Below are 18,782 nucleotides of genomic sequence, written 5' to 3' on the forward strand. Positions count from 1 at the left end.
GAGGTCTCCCGTGCTGGTCGGGGGCTGGGGAGGCCCATGGTGGCCCACCCCCGGTCCGGCGGGCCGGGTCGGGCCGCGGCCCGTCGTCCGGTCACCGGCCGCGGCCGAGGCCGGAGACGGCCGCGTGCAGGCGGTCGACGAGCTCGTCGACCGGGCTGGGCCGGCGGTCCGGGCCGAGGGGGCCGGCGGGCATCAGCACCCACAGCAGCAGGTAGACCAGGACGCCGGCGCCACCGGCGACGGTGAGGCCGACGAAGCCGGCCCGCCACAGGACGGCGTCGATGCCGCTGTACTCGGCCAGGCCGCCGCAGACCCCGCCGAGCATCCGGTCGGTGCCGCTGCGCCGCAGCTGCGGGCGGCCCGGCGGGGACGTCGGAGGGGTCGGCTCGCCGGGAGTGGACGGGGTCGGCAGCGGTGCAGGCGTCATGTCAGGTGTCATGGGCATGAGCCTGCCGAGCGCCGGGGGCCCCGGACCATCCGGGAGCGCCCGGATCCCGCCCCGGTTCCCGCCCTCGGGGTGTCCCCGGTCCAGCCCCCGCGGCGGCAGCCGCAGGTCGGGCACCGCGGGGGCAGCTGCAGATCAGTCCCCGCGGTGGCAGCCGCAGGTTCAGTCCCCGCGGTGGTAGCCGAAGAAGCCGCGCCGCTTGATCAGCTCGCCGACCTCGGCCGGCACCATCGACTCCCAGCCGGTGTCGTCGGTGGGGATCCGGGCGAGGACGTCCCGGCTGAGGATGGGCAGGTAGTCGGGCTTGTAGTCCTCCAGCGCCACGAAGCTGCCGCGCCGGTTGAGGTAGTCGAACAGGGGCCGCAGCTCCTCGGCGACCTCGACGGTGTCGAGGGTGACCACCCGGTCGTCCCGGAGCATCGGGTAGACGAACAGCCGCAGGTCGTTCTTGAACAGCCGGCCGAAGCTCTCCAGGATGCCGCCGGGCAGGTCGGCGTGCTTGGCCTCGTCGAACAGGTCGAGCAGGCTCGGGACGCCCATCACCATCCCGATCCGGCCGTCGGTGCGCCAGGCGAGGTAGGCGGCCAGTCGGTGGTAGGCCAGGTAGTCGGAGATGAGCACCGTCATGCCGCAGGCGGCCAGCAGGTCGGCCCGGGCGAGGAAGTCCTTGCGGTCGACGACGTCGCCGCCGGCGCGCAGGTTGGCCATCGTCAGCTCGGTGAGCAGCAGGATGTCCCGACCGGCCACCGCGGGGTCGGTCTCGAACTTCGCCCGCGCCGCCTCCAGCATGTCGATGTTGACCACCGTCGGGGGGCGGAAGCTGCCGCGCTCGACCAGGATCGCCTTCTTGCGCAGCACCTCGCTCGGTTGCAGGACCCGCCGGTCGGGGCCGAACATCGCCGCGCCGGACAGGCCCAGCTGCACGAGCTTGAGCGCGAGCACCCGGTTGTCGACCGCCCGGAACTCGATGCCGGTCATCTCGATCAGGTCGATCTCGATGCGGCCGGTGGTCAACCGGTCGAGCAGGCTCTCCACCAGGCGGTCGGCCTCGTGGTGGTGGAAGAAGGCGGCGTACAGCAGGTTCACGCCGACGATGCCGAGCGCCTCCTGCTGCTGCGGCGCCTCGTCGTCGAGCATCCGCACGTGGACGACGACCTGGCTGGGCTCGTCGTGCGGACGGGACTGGAACTTCACCCCCATCCAGCCGTGGCACTCGTTGCCGCCGCGGTAGCTGCGGGCCACGACGGTGTCGGCGAAGGCGAAGAAGGCCGTCTCCTCGCCGCGCTGCTCCCCGAGCCGGTCGAGGTTGAGCTGGTACTCGTGGTCGAGCATGGCCTGCAGCCGGCCCTTGGAGACGTAGCGGTCGGCCTTGCCGTAGACGGCGTCGCTGACCGCCATGTCGTAGGCCGACATCGTCTTGGCCACCGTGCCCGCCGCGCCGCCGGCCCGGAAGAACCAGCGCGCGACCTCCTGGCCGGCGCCGATCTCGGCGATGGTGCCGTACCAGCGGGGGTCCAGGTTGATCTGCAGGGCCTTCTGCAGCGTGTCGACGCCGGCGTCCATGCGCAGTCCCCTCGCAGTGCCCTCTGTGCCAGGCGGCGAGCGTAACCGGGCGGGGCGCGCCGCGGACGGCCTCGGGCTCCTGCTCCTCGACCCATCCGGCGGGCCGGGCGCGGCGCCGTCCCCGACGGAGGGTGGGGGCGGTCACGCAGCGGCGCGAAACGGCGGGGACGGGACCGGGTGCGTTCCGGATCGACGACGTCCCCCCTCGGCGCTGGCACGGTCCGGACGGACAGCGCTGGCTCCCCGTCGTCGGCTCCCTGGCGGTCCTGCTGCTGGCGGGCGTGCGGCCGGACGCCGTCCTCCTGCACGACGCCTCGGCGTCGAACACCCCCGCCGGGAGGGACGACGGGACGTGCAGGGCCGCGGGACGCCGGTACACCTGGTCGGCGCCCGCTGGCGTTCGTACAGTCCCCCGGGTGGAGGACCTCCCCGCCCGCCGAGTCCCACCGAGCCGACGCGCAGAGCGGGAGCGGGGGTCACCCGCCGGTGGGGCCCGGGGGACGGCGACGATCGGCCCCCAGCCCGCGGACCTGGCCGCCTACCGCCGGGCGGTCGACGACGTGCTCCGGGACGTCCGGGACGGGACCGTCGAGGCAGCCCTGCCCCGGGCCGCCGGGTGCCCGGAGGTGCGCGCGGTCCTCGACCGGGTGCCCGGCGGCGGGCAGGGTGCGCTGGACCGGATCGCCGCCCAGCTCTCCGACTTCCGGCCCAGCGCCCGGTCCAACGCCCGCACCCCGGCCACGCTGCTGCGGATCGCGCTGCTGCAGCAGGTCGACGTCGTGTGGTGGGGGTCGCTGACCCCCTTCGCCGACGACGCGGACGTCCTGGGCTCACCGCAGCTGACCTCGCTGCCGGCGCTGGACCGCCGGGGGCTGCTCGCCTTCCGCTACCGGGTCGGCACGGCCGCCTGGGCGGGTCGGGCCCGCAACTACGCGGTGCGCCGGTGGGCTCCCGGGCGCGAACCCGTCTCGTCGGGGCTGAGTTTCCCGGTGGCCCGGCCGGCGATGGTGGGCCTGCTCAACGAGATCGCCACTCGGTTCGCCGCGGCGGCGCCGTCCTGGGCCGGGAGGCTGTGGGTGAACTGCATCGTCCGCAGCACCGCCGGCCAGCTGCGGCTGCGCGAGCTGGGGTACTCGGCGCTGCTGCCCAGCGCGCACTGCACCGGGTACGCCGCCGACCTCGAGATGGCCTGGCTGCGCCGGCACGGCGTGGCGCCGGCGCTGGAGGGCGTCCTGACCGCCTACCGGGACGCCGGGGTGCTCAACGTCATCGATGAGGGGCAGGCCTGGCACGTCTGCCTGGACCCGGCCTCCGCGGGCCGCTACGCGGACCTCGCGCCCCGGGTGAGCGGCTGATGTGCGGCATCGCCGTCGTGCTCGGGCCGCGGGCCGGGGACGAGCGTTCGCTCTTCGACGCGATGCTGGCCGCGATCTCCCCGCGCGGGGAGGTCGACGAGGTCCTCTGCGCGGACGACGCCCTGCTGGGCACCGCCCGGCTGCGCATCGTGGACCGCGAGCACGCCGTGCAGCCCTGGACGTCGGCGGACCGGCGGTGGGCGCTGTGCTTCAACGGCGAGGTCTTCAACCACGCCGACCTGCGGGCCGAGCTGCACGCCGAGGGACGGCGCACCCGGTCGGTGAGCGACACCGAGGTCGTGCTCGAGACCGTGCTGGCCTGGGGGGAGGACGCGCTGCTGCGGATGCGCGGCGAGTTCGCCTTCACCCTCGTCGACCGCGACACCCGCCGGGTGTTCCTCGCCCGCGACCCGGTCGGGGTCAAGCCGCTGTACTGGGCACGGGCCCGCGGCCGCCTGCACCTCGCCTCGGAGGTCAAGGCGCTGGTGCCGCTCGGCGTGCCGGTGCACGAGGTGCCCCCCGGCCACTGCGGCTGGGCCGACCCGGGCGCCGGGCCGGACCTGCACCCTTACCTCGACCTGTACCGGCTGGGCGAGGGCCGCCCCGAGCTCACCGACGTCGACGAGGCGGCCGACGCGCTGCGGGAGACCTTCACCGACGCGGTGCGCATCCGGGTGGACACCGACCTGCGCGTCGGCGTCATCCTCTCCGGCGGCCTGGACAGCTCGCTGACCCTGCTCACGGTGCGCGAGCTGCACCCGGACTGCGTGGCGTTCACCGTGGGGACCGAGGGCAGCGAGGACCTGGCGTACGCCCGGCGGCTCACCGCCGACCTGGGCGTGGAGCACGTCGTCGTCCCGGTCCGGCCGCGGGAGCTGGGCCTCTCCGACGTGCGCGAGGCGATCCGGGTCTCCGAGCTCACCGAGTACGGCGACATCATCAACGCCGTCGTCTCCCAACGGCTGTTCGCCGCCGTCCACCGGGCCGGGGTCAAGGTGGTGCTCACCGGCGACGGCTCCGACGAGCTGTTCGGCGGGTACGCGATGTACCGCCGGATCGGCGAGGCCGACCTGCGCCGGCTGTTCCTGCACAAGATCGGCCACCTCAGCCACACCGAGCTGCAGCGCGTCGACCGCACCTCGATGGGTCATCGCGTGGAGGCGCGGGTGCCGTTCCTCGACGTGACCATGCTCGACCTGGCGATGCGCATCCCGCAGGAGCTCAAGCAGCGCGACGGCTACGAGAAGTGGATCGTGCGGCACGCCTTCGCCGACCTGCTGCCCGACTACGTCATGGCGCGGCACAAGAACCCGATGTCGCACTCCAGCGGCCTGCACGAGCGGATCCGCCTGTTCCGGCCGCTGTTCGGCCGCATCTACCGCGGCTACGGCTATCCGTGCGCGGCGCCGCTGCAGCGCGACTTCTCCGAGGTGCTCAAGGACCACGACTACGACCTCGACGCCGCCGTCGCCGCGGCCCGCACCCCGCGGGACCTCACCCCCGCCGAGCACGCCCGCGACCTGGCCGGCGCGCTGCGCTGGAACCTCGCCTCCCGGGTGCGCCGGCCCGCCCGCACGACCGGCCGGTGACGGGAGCGGTCCCCGCGGCGCCCGGGCGCCGCGGGGACCGCTCCCTGCCGGTGACCGGTCAGTGGCTCCTCGGCCCGGAACCGGCCGCGGCGACGTCCTCGGCGGTGAGCTCGATGCCGAGGTTGCGCTCCATCTCCTCCAGCGGGACGTTCTTCGTCTCCGGCATGACCCGCAGGACCCAGAACAGCTGGCCGATCATGCAGACGAAGAACAGCCCGAACGCCGCCCCGCCGCCGAGCACCGCGGCGATGCCGGGGAAGGTCCAGGAGACCACCGCGGCGAACACCCAGTGCGTCAGGCTGCCCAGCGACTGGCCGCGGGCCCGGATCCGGCTGGGGAAGATCTCGGAGATGAAGACCCAGATCACCGACCCCTGACCGAAGGCGTGCGCGGCGATGAAGACGACCAGCGCCCCCAGCACCATCACGCTGGACGCGCCGGAGAAGCGCTCCTTGTAGACGGTGAACACCAGCGCCAGGGCGCCGAGGCTGACCAGGTAGCCGATCGACCCGATCAGCATGAGCCGGCGCCGGCCGATCTTGTCGATCACCGTCAGGGCGGCCATCGTCGTCACCAGGTTGACCAGCCCGACGACGACGCTCTGCAGCGCCGCGGCGTTGTCGCCGGCACCGGCCATCCGGAAGATGTCGTTGGCGTAGTAGAGGATCGCGTTGATCCCGGACAGCTGGTTGAACGCGGCGATCGCGAAGGCCAGCAGGATGACCTTGCGGTTCTGCCGCACGAAGAACGGCGCCCGCGTCGCCGAGGCGTCCCTGGCCTGCGCCTGCTCGATCTCCCGGATCTCGAACTCCGCCTCCTGCGGGGAGTTGGTGAGCCGGTGGACGACCTCGACGGCCTCCGTCCGGCGTCCGACCAGGTAGAGCCAGCGGGGGGTCTCCGGGGTGGTGAACAGCAGCAGGAAGAAGATCACCGCCGGGACGGCCATCACCATGAACATCCACCGCCAGGCGATGTCCGAGGGCAGCGTGCTGGCCAGGATGAAGTTCGACAGGTAGGCCAGCAGGATGCCGAGCACGATGTTGAACTGCACCAGCCCGACGAGCCGTCCCCGGTACCGGGCCGGAGCCACCTCGGCGGTGTAGATGGGCGCCACCACCGACGCCACGCCGACGCCGATGCCGCCGAGGAAGCGGAAGAACATGAACAGCCCCAGGTGGGTCACCAGGCCGCTGCCCAGCGCACCCACGAAGTAGAGGATGCCGATCGCGAACAGCACCTTCTTGCGGCCGTAGCGGTCGACCGGCCTCCCGGCGACCAGCGCGCCGACGATGGTGCCGATCAGCGCGGTGGCGACGGTGAAGCCGAGCATGAAGCCGCCGATGTCGTAGACCCGTTCCAGGTCCTTGGTGGTGCCCGAGATGACGGCGGTGTCGAAGCCGAAGAGCAGGCCGCCGAGGGCGGCGACGATCGCGCTCCGGAGGACGAGCGGGTTCATGGCGGATCTCCCTACGCCTCGACGACAGGTCCGTGGTCGGCAGCGAGCCGGCGGAGGAACTCGAGCACGCCGTCGGGCCCGTCGACCACCAGGTCGGCGGCGCCGAGCAGGTCCGGTGGCGCCTCCTCCGACCGCACCGCCACCCGCAGCCCCTCGTGCCCCTCGGACACGAGCCGGGTCACCGCCGCGAACGCGGGCAGGTCGCCGAGGTCGTCCCCGACGACCACGACGACCCGCGCGCCCGACTCCGCGGCGACCCGGCGCACGGCGTCCCCCTTGTCGCCGCGCACCTCCGGCCGCAGCTCCCAGACCAGCTTGCCCGGGACGATCTCCAGCCCGTGCTCCTCGGCGACCTGCCGGGCGGTCCGGTCGATCGGGTCGGCCCACCGGTCGCGGTCGGGGACGCGGCGGGTGTGGACGGCGACCGAGTAGACCTTGTCCTCCAGCCACGCGCCGCTGTCGCGCACGGCCGGGGAGTCCCGCAGCGCCTCCTCCGCGGCGGCGACCCGCGGCCGGGCCTCCTCCAGCCGCGGGTCCACTCGGACCTGCTCCGCGTAGACCTCCTGCAGCCCGTAGAGCCCCAGGTAGCGGACGCCGGAGGCCGCGACGTGCTCGGCGAGGTAGGGCGCGGGCCGCCCGGAGACGATGGCGACGGCGGCGTAGCGCTCGGCGAGCGGAGCGAGCAGCTCCACCACCCCCTGCAGCGGCCGGGCCGCCTGGGGTTCGTCCACCACGGGGCTGAGCGTGCCGTCGAAGTCCAGGCAGACGGCGACCTCCGCCGCCCGCGCGGCCAGTCCCCGCGCCGCCTGGTCGACCTCGGCCGTCCCGGCGGTCACGACACGCGCTCGATGGTGAGCTCGCGCTCCTGCCCGGGCGCGAGCTCCACGGGCTGGCCCTGCACGAGCAGGTTGACCGGTGTCGTCCCCCCGGGGCGGACGGCCAGCTTGATGCGGTCCTCGGCCAGGTCGACGTCCACCCGCTGGCCCCGGTAGTGCACGCTGAACCGCAGCTGCTTGACCTCCGCCGGCAGCGCCGGGTCGAAGCGGAGCACCGGCCCCAGGGCGCGCATGCCGGTCAGGCAGCGCAGCACGATGTCGACCGTCCCGGCCATCGCGCCCAGGTGGATGCCCTCGGACGTGGTCCCGCCCTGGACGTCGGAGACGTCGCTCTCCAGCGCGTGCTGCAGGTAGCGCCAGGCCTCCTCGGGCCGGTAGCGGGACAGCACCCAGGCGCTCACCACGCCGGACAGCGTGGACCCGTGCGAGGTGCGCTCGAGGTGGTAGTCCACGGTCCGCTCGAGCTGCTCGGCGCTCACCTCGTACCCGAGGCCGTGCAGCAGCCCGCGCAGCTCCTCGCGGGAGAGCAGGAACAGCAGCATCAGGACGTCGGCCTGCTTGGCCAGCTTGTACCGGTTGGTGCTGTCGCCCTCGGCCTCCAGCAGCCGGTCCAGCCGCTGGATGTTGCCGTAGCGCTCCCGGTAGCCCTCCCAGTCGAACTCGGGCAGCTGCTCGTAGCCCTCGAACTGGGTCAGGACGCCGTCGGCGTGGAAGACCACCTTCATGCGCGCGGCGATGTCGCGCCAGCGCTCGAGCTCCTCGTCCCGGATGGTCAGCTCCTGGACCAGTTCCTCGCGGTAGTGCGGCGGCAGGACGTCGAGCGTCTCCAGCGCCCGCTGCAGCACCCACACCACCATCACGTTGGTGTAGGTGTTGTTGCGCAGGCCGGGTTGGTCGGAGTCCGGGTAGTTCTCGTGGTACTCGTCCGGGCCCATCACGCCGAGGATCTCGTAGCGGCCCTCGGCCTCGTCGTAGGTCGTGGCGCTGGACCAGAACCGGGCGATCTCGATCAGCATCTCGGCGCCGGTGAAGCGCAGGAAGCCGGTGCTGCCGGTCACCATGTAGTGCTGCCAGACGTTGTAGGCGATGGCGATGTTGACGTGCCGCTGGTTGTGCGAGTGGTCGGGCAGCCAGCGGCCGGACTTCGGGTTGAGGTGGACCCTCTGGGTCTCCTCCCGACCGGTGGCCCCGCTCTGCCACGGGAACATCGCGCCCTCGTAGCCCTCCGCGCGCGCCGCGGCGCGGGCCGTGCCGAGCCGGTCGTAGCGGTACTGCAGCAGCGCGGCGGCCAGGCTGGGCCGCTCGAAGTTGAAGAACGGGAAGATGAACAGCTCGTCCCAGAAGACGTGGCCGCGGTAGGCCTCCCCGTGCCAGCCGCGCGCCGGGACGCCGACGTCCAGGTGCGCCGTGTGCGGGGAGATGGTCTGCAGCAGGTGGAAGATGTGCAGGTGCAGGACCGTCTCGGTCCACTCGTTGGCGCTGTCCAGCTCGACGTCGAAGCGGTTCCACAGGCTGTTCCAGGCGCCCTCGTGCCGGGCGAGCAGGGCGGTGTAGTCCTCCGCCTGCGCCGCGGCCAGCCGGGCGTCGTCCCGGCTCTCGGAGATGGCCCGGTCCCGGGAGGTGTAGAGCGCGGCGATCCTCTCGACGCTCACCGGGCTGCCCTCGGACAGCTCCAGGACCAGGTCGTGGCCCACGTACCCGGGTTCCTCCACCAGCCGCCGCTGGGCCTCGGTCGGCTGCCCGTCGCCGACCACCCGGGTGCGCGCCGCCACGGCCACCCGCACGCGGGACTGCAGGGTCTGCACCTGCAGGTCGACGGTCTGCTGGTCGACCTCGCCCTGGCCGAGCACCTCGAGGTGCCGGCTGGTCAGGTCGCGGTAGCGCTTGACCCCGGTGTTCTCCACCCGGCCGTCCAGCCCGGAGGAGACCTCGAGCCGGCCCGACCAGTTCTCCGCGGTGAACGTGGTCAGCATGCCGGCGAGGTGCTCGTCCTTCATGCTCACGAACCGCTGCTGGGTCATGCTGGTCCGCCGCCCGTCGGCGTCGGTCCAGGTCAGGTCCCGGGTCAGCACCCCGCGGCGGATGTCGAGCTCGAAGCGGTGCTCGGTGACGTCGGCGCGGCGGGCGTCGAACCACTCCCCGCCGTCGACCTCCCCGTCCGCGATGCGGAACCGCAGCGGCAGCCAGTTGGGGACGTTGACCAGGTCCTCGTTCTCGACCATCCGGCCGGAGACCTCGGTCAGCGCGCGGTCGTAGAGGCCCGCGACGTAGGTGCCGGGGTAGTTGCTGTCGTCCGCCTGCGCCTCGGACAGGGCGCCGCGGGTCATGAAGTACCCGTTGCCCAGCGCGCACAGCGCCTCGCGCAGCCCCTGCCGGGCCGGGTCGTAGGAGTCGTAGACCAGCGTCCACACGCTCGGCGGCGTCTGGGTGCGCCGCTGTCGCATCTCCGCGGCCGCCCGGCGCTCCTCCAGCTGCCCCTCGGCCAGGGCCCGCCGGGAGACGTCGTCCAGGGTGGTGACGACCAGGTCCGCGCCGGCCTCCTGCAGCAGGTCGCGGTCGTCGAGGCGGGCCACGCCCAGCCCGGCCATCCCCGCCGCCTTGGCGGCCTGGACGCCGGTGCTCGCGTCCTCGGTGACGAAGCAGTCGGCCGGGTCCACGCCGAGCTCCTCGGCCGCGGTCAGGAAGATCATCGGGTCGGGCTTGCCGCGGGGGAAGTCCCGGCCGGAGATGTCGACGTCGAACAGCTCGAGCAGCGTCATGCCCTCGTGCAGAAAGTCGCAGTCGATCCGCTGCTCGGCGGCGAACAGGTCCAGCCGGATGCGCTCCAGGAACAGCTTGGCGTTCTTCGACGACGACGCCGCGGCCACGGGGATGCCCGCGCTCTTGACCGCGAGGATGAAGCGCAGCGCGTCGGGGAAGGCCATGAAGCGGCCCTGCTCGATGAGCTTGACGATGTGCTCCTGCTTGGCGTCGGCGTACTGCTGGACCCGGGCGTCGATGTCGGGCACCCCGAAGTGCTCCATGACCGCCCGCGCGCCCTCCATGCGCGGCCGACCGGCCATGACCTGCTGGTAGACGGCCGGGGTGAACCGCTCGGGGGTCCAGGTCGTCTGGTCGCGGACGTCGCGCCAGTCGCTCTCCATGAGGGCCCGGAACGCCTCCCGCCAGGCGAGCTCGTGCGGCGAGTCCACGAGCACCCCGTCGACGTCGAAGATGGCCCCGCGGAACTGCTGGGTGGTGGTCATGGGGTCTCCCTCCACCGGCCTGCGGAGCGCGGCCGCCGCGCCGGGGACGTGTCGTGGACGCACGGGCCGGCGGGGCTCCGTGCCGGGTCGGGTCGTACGACGGGCGTGGACGGACGCGGTCGGCCATCGGCCTGCCAGCCGTGAGGCGGAGGCTGCCAGCCGCCCTGCCGGGTGTGATCTGGACCTCACTGGCAGGAAGGACACTAGCGGGCGCTCCGGGCCAGTTCCAGCCCTGCGCCCCTCCCCCGGCCCCCCGACCGGCGGCTCCCGCGCCCGCAACCCCCGGGTGCCCCCGCCGAGGACGAACCGCTGGCCCCCATGAGAAGCCGACGGGACGGCTCGTCATGACATCCGGTCCGGGGCCGCCCCCGACGGGCGGCCCCGGCCACTCACCGCACCGTGGCCTCGGAGGGCATCTCCTCCAGCTCCTTGCCCTTGGTCTCCGACACCCAGCGCAGCACGAAGAAGAACGAGAGCACCGCGCAGACGGTGTAGAAGCCGTACGCCAGGGCGAGGGAGACGTCGCTGAGCGCCGGGAAGCTCACGGTGATCAGCCAGTTGGCCACCCACTGGCCGCCGGCGGCGAAGGCCAGCGCCGCGGCGCGGATCCGGTTGGGGAACTTCTCGCCCAGCAGGACCCAGACCACCGGGCCCCAGGACATGCCGAACGCGACGACGAACAGGTTCGCGGCGATGAGCGCGATCGGCCCGGTGGCGCCGGAGAGCACCGGGCTGCCGTCGGCGTCGAGCGGGGCCGTCCCGAAGATGACGGCCAGGGTGCCGAGCGTGACCGCCATGCCCACCGAGCCGATCAGCAGCAGGGGTCGCCGGCCGAAGCGGTCGACGCTGGCGATGGCGATGAGCGTGGTCGCGATGTTCACCACCGACGTGATCACGGTGATGATGAAGGAGTCGTTCTCGCTGAACCCGACCGCCTCCCAGAGGACGTTCGAGTAGTAGAAGATGACGTTGATCCCGACGAACTGCTGGAAGACCGACAACCCCAGGCCCACCCAGACGATCGGCAGCAGCCCGGTCCGCGGGGCACGCAGGTCGGCCCACGACGGCGGCTTCTCCCGCTCCATGGTCTCCCGGATGCGGTTGATCTTGATGTCGAGGCCGCGCTCGCCGAGCAGCGTGGACAGGATCCGCCGCGCCTCGGGGATCCGGTGGGTGGCGATGAGGTAGCGCGGCGACTCGGGGATGGTCAGGGTGAGGACCCCGTAGAGCACGGCCGGGACGACCATGGCGAGGAACATCCAGCGCCAGGCCTCGAGGCCGAACCAGAACTCGTTGCGGGACCCGCCCGCGGCGGTCGCGAAGAGGAAGTCGACCAGCAGCGAGACGAAGATGCCGGTGACGATGGCGAGCTGCTGCAGGGAGCCGAGGCGGCCGCGGATCCGCGCGGGGGCGACCTCGGCGATGTAGGCCGGGGCGATGACCGACGCCACGCCGACCCCCAGACCGCCGATGACCCGGCCGACGATCAGGATGACCAGGTTGGGGGCCAGACCGGCGACCAGCGCGCTGATGAAGAACAGCACCGCGGCGACCTTCATGGTGAACAGCCGGCCGAAGCGGTCGGCGAACCGCCCGGCGAACAGCGCGCCGGCCGCGGCGCCGAGCAGAGCCGAGGCGACGGCGAACCCCAGCGGGCCCGCGGCCACGTCGAACTGGTCCTGGATGGCGGCGACCGCGCCGTTGATGACCGCGCTGTCGTACCCGAAGAGGAACCCGCCCAGCGCGGCGACCGACGCTATCCGGACGGCACTGCGACCACTGCCGGTGTCCGTGTCGTCGTAGATGGACGCCTGCTCGCTGAACGAACCGTGCTCACTCATCGGATCCCCTCCACCGTGTCCTGACCACCCCTGCGTCCGTGCCGCTCGGTCCTCCCGGCCGCGCTCCTCTGGATCCCACACCGCTCAGCGGCGCCGCGCGAGGTCTGCGGCGCCGACGATGCCGGCCTCCGGGCCGAGCTCGGCCAGCCGCACGCTCGGCACGTCCTTGCGGTAGGCACGCGCGGTGATCCGCTCCTGCAGCGCGCGGGCGGCCGGCTCGCGCACCAGCTCCCCCGCGGCCGACACCCCGCCGCCGAGCACGAACATCCCCGGGTCCAGGACGGCGGCCAGGCTGGCCATGCCGTGCCCCAGCCAGGTCCCGACGACCCGGAACGCCTCCAGCGCCGCCTCGTCCCCGTCCTGGGCAGCCTGCGTGATGGCCAGCCCGGTGATCGTCTCGGGCTGGCCCCCGGCCAGGTCCAGCAGCCGGCCGGCGATGGCGGGCGAGACCGAGGCCAGCTCCTGGGCCTCGCGGACCAGCGCCGTCCCGCTGGCGTAGCGCTCCCAGCAGCCGCGGCCCCCGCAGCCGCAGCGCCGCCCACCGGGCTCCACCGTCAGGTGCCCGAACTCCGCGGCGATGCCGAGCCGGCCGCGGTACAGCTCGCCGTCGACCACCACGCCCCCGCCCAGGCCGGTGCCCAGCGTGAGGATGACGAGGAAGTCCTGACCGCGTCCGGCGCCGAACCGGGCCTCCGCCCAGGCCGCCGCGTTGGCGTCGTTCTCGACCACGACGGGCAGGCCGCACCGGGCCTCGATCTCGGCCCGCAGGGGCTCGTCCCGCCAGGCCAGGTTGGGCGCGAAGACCACGGTGGAGCGGGCGGCGTCGACGAAGCCGGCCGCGCCGATGCCCACGGCCTCCACCTGGTGCACGGCCCGCAGCTCCTCGACGACGTCGGCGATGATCTCCTGGATCTTCGCCGGGTCGCGCGACGGCGTGTCGCGGCGGGCGGTGGAGACGAGGCCGCCCTGGTCGTCGACCACACCGGCCGCGACCTTGGTGCCTCCGATGTCGACGCCGATCGCGAGGGCCACGGTCTACCTCCTGGCACTGGTCGGGGTCGGAGCGCTCGGCCGGGACGTCGTCGGCTCGACCTCAGGTGGTGCGACCGGGCGGGGCGGACGCGGCGAGCCGCGACGCGGCCCGGGCGGCGTCCACCTCGGCGCGCGTCGGCGGGTCGGCACCCGGGCGGGAGCAGGTGATCGCGGCGATCAGGCCGGCCTCGTCCAGGACGCTGACCAGACTGGCCTCGTCGATCTCGGCCAGCGCCCCGCGACGGGACCCGCCGAGCAGGTCGGCCCGCCGCAGCCCGTCGAGCAGACCGGAGGTGAAGGAGTCGCCGGCGCCCACGGTGTCGACCAGGTCGATCGACGTCGCGGGACGGCGCACCTCCAGCTCGGCGGTGAGGGCGAAGACGCCCTGGCCGCCGCGGGTGACGACGACGAGGGCCGGCCCGGCGCCGAGCCACTCCCGGGCGACGTCCTCGTCCTCGCGGCCGGGGTGGAGCCAGTGCAGGTCCTCGTCGCTGACCTTGACGACGTCGGACAGCGCGACGATCCGCTCGATGCCGGGCCGGGCCTCCTCCGGCGTCCGCAGCAGCGCGGGGCGCACGTTGGGGTCGTAGGAGATGGTCACGCGGCCCCGCTGGCGCTCCCGCTCGAGCAGGTCCAGCACGTCGTCCCGGCCGGGAGCCAGCGCGGTCGCCAGCGAACCGGTGTGCACGCAGCGGGTCTCCACGGGCAGCGGCGCGAGGGCGCCGATCTCCCACTCGATGCGGAAGTCGTAGCTCGCGATCCCCGCGGCCAGGGTCGCGATCGCCAGGCTGGTCTTGCTGTCCGCGTCGGCGCCACCCTCGACCCGGACGCCGCTGGCCTGCAGGTGCCGGGAGATCATCTCGCCGAAGGCGTCCCGTCCCAGGTGCGTCACCAGGGTCACCGGGTCCCCCAGCCGCCCGAGGCCGAGGGCGACGTTGGCCGGGCTGCCCCCGGGGTGCGCCACGAGCGTGCGGCTGCCCCGCTGCCCGACCAGGTCGACGAGTGCCTCACCGATCACGACGAACATGCGTCCTGCTCCCCTCGGGGACGGTGGTCGGTACGCCGGTGCGGCCGGTGCCCGGTCAGCGTGTGCGGTGCCCTCGGTCGTTCCCCGGCCGGAGCGCGGGTGGGGTGGGGTGTCGGGGCGGACGGACGGGTCGTCGGGTCATCAGACCCCCCAGCCACGAGACCCACGCAGCCGGAGGCCGGGTGGGTGTGATGTGCATCTCACCAGGCGTAGGGGACACTAGCCGGCTCCCCCGACCACTTCCAGTCCTGCCCTCCTCACCGCCTCCGGCCGCCCCACCGGCGCGGAGCCGGGGCTCGGGGCACGTCGTGCGAGGGGTGGGGAGGACGGCGGCCCCGTCCCGGGCACCGCCGGCCCCTCTGCAGGGTCCCGCTGCGAGCCTGCGAGCAGTGGGGGGCAGAGGGGTCCTTCTACCTGCAAGGGGGCCGGGGTCCTCTCAGGCGCCGGCGACGTCGCGGCTGCGCTGCTCGGCGCCCACGTCGCCGTACGGGTAGTCGGCCGCGCCCGGCGCGCTCACCGCGTCGAGGCGGGCGACGTCCTCCGGCTCGAGGGTGAGGTCGACCGCGCCCAGGTCGTCCCGCAGCTGCGCGGCCGTGCGGGCGCCGAGGACCACCGAGGTGACCGCGGGCCGGTCGACCAGCCAGGCCAGGGCGACCTGCGGCATGGACGCGCCCCGCGCCTCGGCGACGTCCTGCACGGCCTCGAGGACGTCCCAGGTGCGCTGCCGGGCGCTGACCCGGTCGTAGGCCTCCATGCCGCGCCCGGGGTCCTCGCCGAGCCGGGTGGCGCCCTCCGGTCGCTGGTCGCGGGTGTACTTGCCGGACAGCCACCCCCCGCCGAGCGGCCCCCAGGGCAGGATGCCCAGGCCGTTGTGCCGGCACGCGGGGACGATCTCGAACTCGACGTCCCGGACGAGCAGGCTGTACGAGGGCTGCAGGGTGACCGGGACGGCGAGGTGCTCGTGCTCGGCGAGGTCGACGGCCTTCTGCACCTGCCAGCCGGTGAAGTTGGACAGCCCCGGGTAGCCGATCCTGCCCGCGGAGACGGCGTCGTCGAGGAAGCGCAGCGTCTCCTCGAGCGGGGTGAGGGGGTCCCACGCGTGCAGTTGGTAGAGGTCGACGGAGTCGACGCCGAGCCGGCGCAGCGAGTCGTCGAGGGCCCGGCGCAGGTGCCGGCGGGAGCTGCCCACGGCGTTGGGCTCCCCGCCCATCGGCATGCGGCCCTTGGTGGCGAGCACGACCCGGTCGCGGACGTCGGCCGGGCGGGAGGCCAGCCAGCGCCCGATGATCTCCTCGGCCGCGCCGGCCGAGTAGACGTCGGCGGTGTCGACCAGCGTGCCGCCGGCCTCGACGAACAGGTCGAGCTGCTCGTGCGCGCCCGCCTCGTCGGTCTCCGCGCCGAAGGTCATCGTGCCCAGGGTGAAGGCCGAGACCGCGCAGCCGCTGCGGCCGAGCGTGCGGTACTCCACGACGGTGCTCCTGTCTGCGAGGGGCGCGGGCCGCGCAGCACGATGCCGCACGAGGCGCGAGACCACCACCGGAGGGTCAGACTCGGGGGTCCGCTGCGGAGGCCTCGTCGGTTGGGGAGGGCACGTGCGACGCATCGTGTGCCGGGAGTTCGGCCCGGTCGAGCGGCTGGCGCCGGTCGAGGAGCCGGATTCCGCACCGGGACCCGGCGAGGTGGTCGTGGCCGTCGAGGCGGCCGCCGTCAGCTTCGTCGACGGGCTGATCGTGCAGGGGCGCTACCAGGTGCGCCCACCGCTGCCCCACACGCCGGGGTCCGCGGTGGCCGGCCGGGTGCGGTCGGTCGGGGCGGACGTCGCGGCCGTCTCGCCCGGTGACCGGGTGGTCGTGCTGTCGATGGCAGGGGGCGGGTTCGCGACCGACCTGGTGGCACCGGCGTCGGCGGTGTCCCCGCTCCCGGTCGGCCTGGCACCGGCGCTGGCGGCCACCGCGGTCGAGAACTACAGCACCATGGCCTTCGCCCTCTCCTCCCGCGTGCGGGTCGACCCGGGTGAGTGGGTCCTGGTCCTGGGCGCCGGCGGCGGCATCGGCCTGGCCGCCGTCGACGTCGCCCGCGCGGCCGGTGCCCGCGTCGTCGCGGCCGCGTCCAGCCAGACCAAGCGGGAGGCGGCCCGCGCGGCCGGTGCCGAGGTGGTCGTCGACTACGCCGACCTCAAGACCCGGGTCCGGGAGGTGACCGGCGGCGGGGCGGACGTCGTCGTCGACCCGGTCGGCGGACCGCTGGCCGAGGCGGCGCTGCGCTCGCTGACCGGCTACGGCCGGTTCTGCGTGCTCGGGTTCGCCGGCGGGGAGATCCCCCGGCTGCCGGCGAACCTCGTGCTCCTGCGCAACCGCACCGTGGTGGGCGTCGACTGGGGTGACTGGGCGCGGACCCGGCCGGAGGCGGCGACCGCCCTCGTGCGCGACGTCCTCGGCCGGATCGCCCGCGGCGAGCTCCGGCCGCCGGACCCCACCTGCCTGCCCCTCGACCGGGCCGCGGACGCCCTCGCCCGCCTCGGCCGGCGAGACGTCGTCGGCAAGCTCGCGCTCGTCCCCTGACCGGTTGCCGAGCCGTCCCGGTCCGGGCGGGACGCGTCGAGATCCTGCGGCGTGACCCGTGTCCGCCTCGGACGCTCCCGGGCCGTCATCGGCCCCTGACCGACGGTGCGGGTTGGCGGGCCGCGCGCTGGGTAGCTGCGGTCGGCGACCGTCGGCCCAGCAACCGGGTCACCAAGCGCTCGAGCACAGGAGGCGGCTGTGACACTGCCGGATCGGGACGCGGCGAGGGACTGGATCGGCAAGACGGTGGTCGACCGCGACGGCGCCGAGATCGGTGTGTGCGTCGCCCTGCTGGCCGACGAGGCGACCGGTCTGCCGGAGTGGATGTACACCGAACGCGACGAGGTGACCGTGGTGGTCCCCCTCCTCGACGCGACCGGGAGCGGTGCCCGGGTGCAGGTCACGGTCACCCGGAGCGCCGTCGAGGCCGCGCCACGGGTCGGCTCCTCGCGCGAGCTGTCCCAGGACCAGGAGGCGGCGCTCTACCGGCACTACGGGATCGAGTACTCGACGGACTCGTCGGACAGCCTCCTGCCGGCCGAGGTGGAGCCGACCGGACCCGAGGTGGCCGCGTCGGACACCCCGCCGCCCGCCGAGGTCGAGCCGACCGGACCCGGGGTGGCCGCACCGGACACCCCGCCGCCGGCCCAGGTGGAGCCGACCGGACCCGCACCCGAGGAGGCCACCCGCCGGCCCGTCGCGAGCGGCGCCGCGCGGCGCGGTCGCGGAGTGGGAGGCGCCGTGGCCGTGGTCGCCGCCCTCGCCCTCGCCGTCGCCGTCGCCGTGGTCGTGCGCCGGCGCCGGCGCCTGCGCCTGGCCCTCGCCCGCCCGGTCGCACGGCGCAGGGCTCTGCTGGGGAGGCGGGCCGCACTCCCCGGGGTCCTCACGCGGGCGTGGGCCGCACGCGGTGCCCGCGCAGGTGCCGCCGCCGCCCGGGCCCGAGCCGCGCAGGTCGCAGCGGCGGCCGGCCCGGTGGTGGAGGCCACCGGCCGCCTGGCCCGGCGTGAGGCGTCCGCCGGAGCCCGATCGGTCCGCGACGCCGTCGGTACCGCCGCCCGGCAGGGCCGCGCGGCGTCGACGGCGGTGAGGAGCCACGCCGGGGAGGCCGCCACGGCGCTCGCGCCGGTGCTGGTCAGGTCCGGGCAGGTGGCCTGGCAGGCCACGAGCGCCGGCGCGGCCGCGCTCCTGAACGCCGCCGATGCGACCACCAGGTCGGCCGCGGCAGCCGTTCCCCGGGCGACCGCGGGCGCCGTCCGTGCCGGACGGACGGGCCTGCGCGCCCTGCTCGCGGTGGGCTCCGCGGTCGACGTGGTGCCGGAGGTGGTCGCCGAGACCGGCGACCGACTGGAGAAGGGGTGGCGCAGGCTCGTGAACAGGGTGGCGTTGGGGCTCGGTTTCGGTGTCGGGTACGTCCTCGGTGCGCGCGCCGGGCGGGGACGGTTCGAGCAGATCAAGCAGGCCGCGGTCGGCGTCGTGGAGCGGCCGGAGGTCCAGCAGGCCCTGGAGAGGGTGCGGGCAGCTGCCCCGGCTCCGCTGCAGGACGGCATCGACAGGCTGACCCGGCGCGGGTCCGGCCGCCGGCCCACCGGCGACGAGAGCACCGCCGGTACCGGCACGGGCGCCGGCACCGGCACCGGCACCGGCACCGAGGGGATCGTCGTCGAGGAGGTCGTCCTCGAGGAGGTCGTCGTCGTGGTGCCCCCCTCGCCCGTGTCCGGCACGGACGCTCCCCTGCCGACGGACGCTCCCCTGCCGGCGGACCCGATCGTCCCGCCGGACCTGCTGGACGGCGGCTCCGGCGGCTCCGGCGGCTCCGGCGAGCGGTCGTGACC

At 74.3% G+C, this 18,782-nt stretch carries 13 protein-coding genes; 4 read left to right on the forward strand and 9 right to left on the reverse strand.

Annotated elements, in window-relative coordinates:
• Window positions 1–91: 91 nt before the first annotated feature.
• Both DQ238_RS10155 and DQ238_RS10160 read right to left on the reverse strand, forming a co-directional pair.
• Window positions 92–439, reverse strand: a complete 348-nt coding sequence (locus tag DQ238_RS10155) for a PspC domain-containing protein (protein WP_233495866.1) — start codon at window positions 437–439, stop codon at window positions 92–94.
• A gap of 168 nt (window positions 440–607) precedes the next feature.
• Complete coding sequence (locus DQ238_RS10160; RefSeq protein ID WP_113781172.1) at window positions 608–2,008, reverse strand: TonB-dependent receptor; 1,401 nt, start codon at window positions 2,006–2,008, stop codon at window positions 608–610.
• Window positions 2,009–2,424: 416 nt separating this feature from the next.
• Here DQ238_RS10160 and DQ238_RS10165 point away from each other — a divergent pair, with 416 nt between their 5' ends.
• Together DQ238_RS10165 and DQ238_RS10170 are read left to right on the forward strand one after the other, a co-directional pair.
• Window positions 2,425–3,363 carry a hypothetical protein gene (locus tag DQ238_RS10165; RefSeq protein WP_147263042.1) on the forward strand — a complete coding sequence of 313 codons (939 nt, stop codon included), beginning with the start codon at window positions 2,425–2,427 and terminating at the stop codon, window positions 3,361–3,363.
• Window positions 3,363–4,952, forward strand: coding sequence for an asparagine synthetase B (locus DQ238_RS10170; protein ID WP_113781174.1), 1,590 nt, complete (start codon window positions 3,363–3,365; stop codon window positions 4,950–4,952). The genes DQ238_RS10165 and DQ238_RS10170 overlap by 1 nt, the downstream gene beginning before the upstream one ends.
• A gap of 58 nt (window positions 4,953–5,010) precedes the next feature.
• On the opposite strand, the gene DQ238_RS10175 is transcribed toward DQ238_RS10170, so the two are convergent.
• The 7 genes from DQ238_RS10175 to DQ238_RS10205 all read right to left on the reverse strand — a co-directional run bounded on the left by DQ238_RS10175 (window position 5,011) and on the right by DQ238_RS10205 (window position 15,857).
• Window positions 5,011–6,408 (reverse strand): sugar porter family MFS transporter, encoded by a 1,398-nt coding sequence (locus DQ238_RS10175; RefSeq protein WP_113781175.1) that lies wholly within the window; start codon window positions 6,406–6,408, stop codon window positions 5,011–5,013.
• An 11-nt stretch (window positions 6,409–6,419) separates the two neighbouring features.
• A complete protein-coding gene (gene otsB, locus DQ238_RS10180) occupies window positions 6,420–7,244 on the reverse strand; it encodes a trehalose-phosphatase (RefSeq protein WP_113781176.1) in 825 nt (274 codons plus the stop codon).
• Window positions 7,241–10,489 (reverse strand): HAD-IA family hydrolase, encoded by a 3,249-nt coding sequence (locus tag DQ238_RS10185; RefSeq protein ID WP_113781177.1) that lies wholly within the window; start codon window positions 10,487–10,489, stop codon window positions 7,241–7,243. Before DQ238_RS10185 ends, otsB begins: the two co-directional genes overlap by 4 nt.
• 389 nt (window positions 10,490–10,878) lie before the next feature.
• Window positions 10,879–12,330, reverse strand: coding sequence for a sugar porter family MFS transporter (locus DQ238_RS10190; protein WP_113781178.1), 1,452 nt, complete (start codon window positions 12,328–12,330; stop codon window positions 10,879–10,881).
• Window positions 12,331–12,414: 84 nt separating this feature from the next.
• Window positions 12,415–13,362 (reverse strand): ROK family glucokinase, encoded by a 948-nt coding sequence (locus DQ238_RS10195; RefSeq protein WP_113781179.1) that lies wholly within the window; start codon window positions 13,360–13,362, stop codon window positions 12,415–12,417.
• A gap of 61 nt (window positions 13,363–13,423) precedes the next feature.
• Window positions 13,424–14,389, reverse strand: a complete 966-nt coding sequence (locus tag DQ238_RS10200; protein ID WP_113781180.1) for a carbohydrate kinase — start codon at window positions 14,387–14,389, stop codon at window positions 13,424–13,426.
• A 436-nt stretch (window positions 14,390–14,825) separates the two neighbouring features.
• Complete coding sequence (locus tag DQ238_RS10205; RefSeq protein ID WP_113781181.1) at window positions 14,826–15,857, reverse strand: aldo/keto reductase; 1,032 nt, start codon at window positions 15,855–15,857, stop codon at window positions 14,826–14,828.
• A 124-nt stretch (window positions 15,858–15,981) separates the two neighbouring features.
• On the opposite strand from DQ238_RS10205, the gene DQ238_RS10210 reads away from it, so the two are divergent.
• A complete protein-coding gene (locus tag DQ238_RS10210; RefSeq protein WP_113781182.1) occupies window positions 15,982–16,950 on the forward strand; it encodes a zinc-binding dehydrogenase in 969 nt (322 codons plus the stop codon).
• Between the two features lie 198 nt (window positions 16,951–17,148).
• Window positions 17,149–18,780 carry a hypothetical protein gene (locus tag DQ238_RS10215; protein ID WP_113781183.1) on the forward strand — a complete coding sequence of 544 codons (1,632 nt, stop codon included), beginning with the start codon at window positions 17,149–17,151 and terminating at the stop codon, window positions 18,778–18,780.
• Window positions 18,781–18,782: the final 2 nt, after the last annotated feature.

Source organism: Geodermatophilus sp. TF02-6 (assembly GCF_003319115.1).
Classification (GTDB): domain Bacteria; phylum Actinomycetota; class Actinomycetes; order Mycobacteriales; family Geodermatophilaceae; genus Geodermatophilus.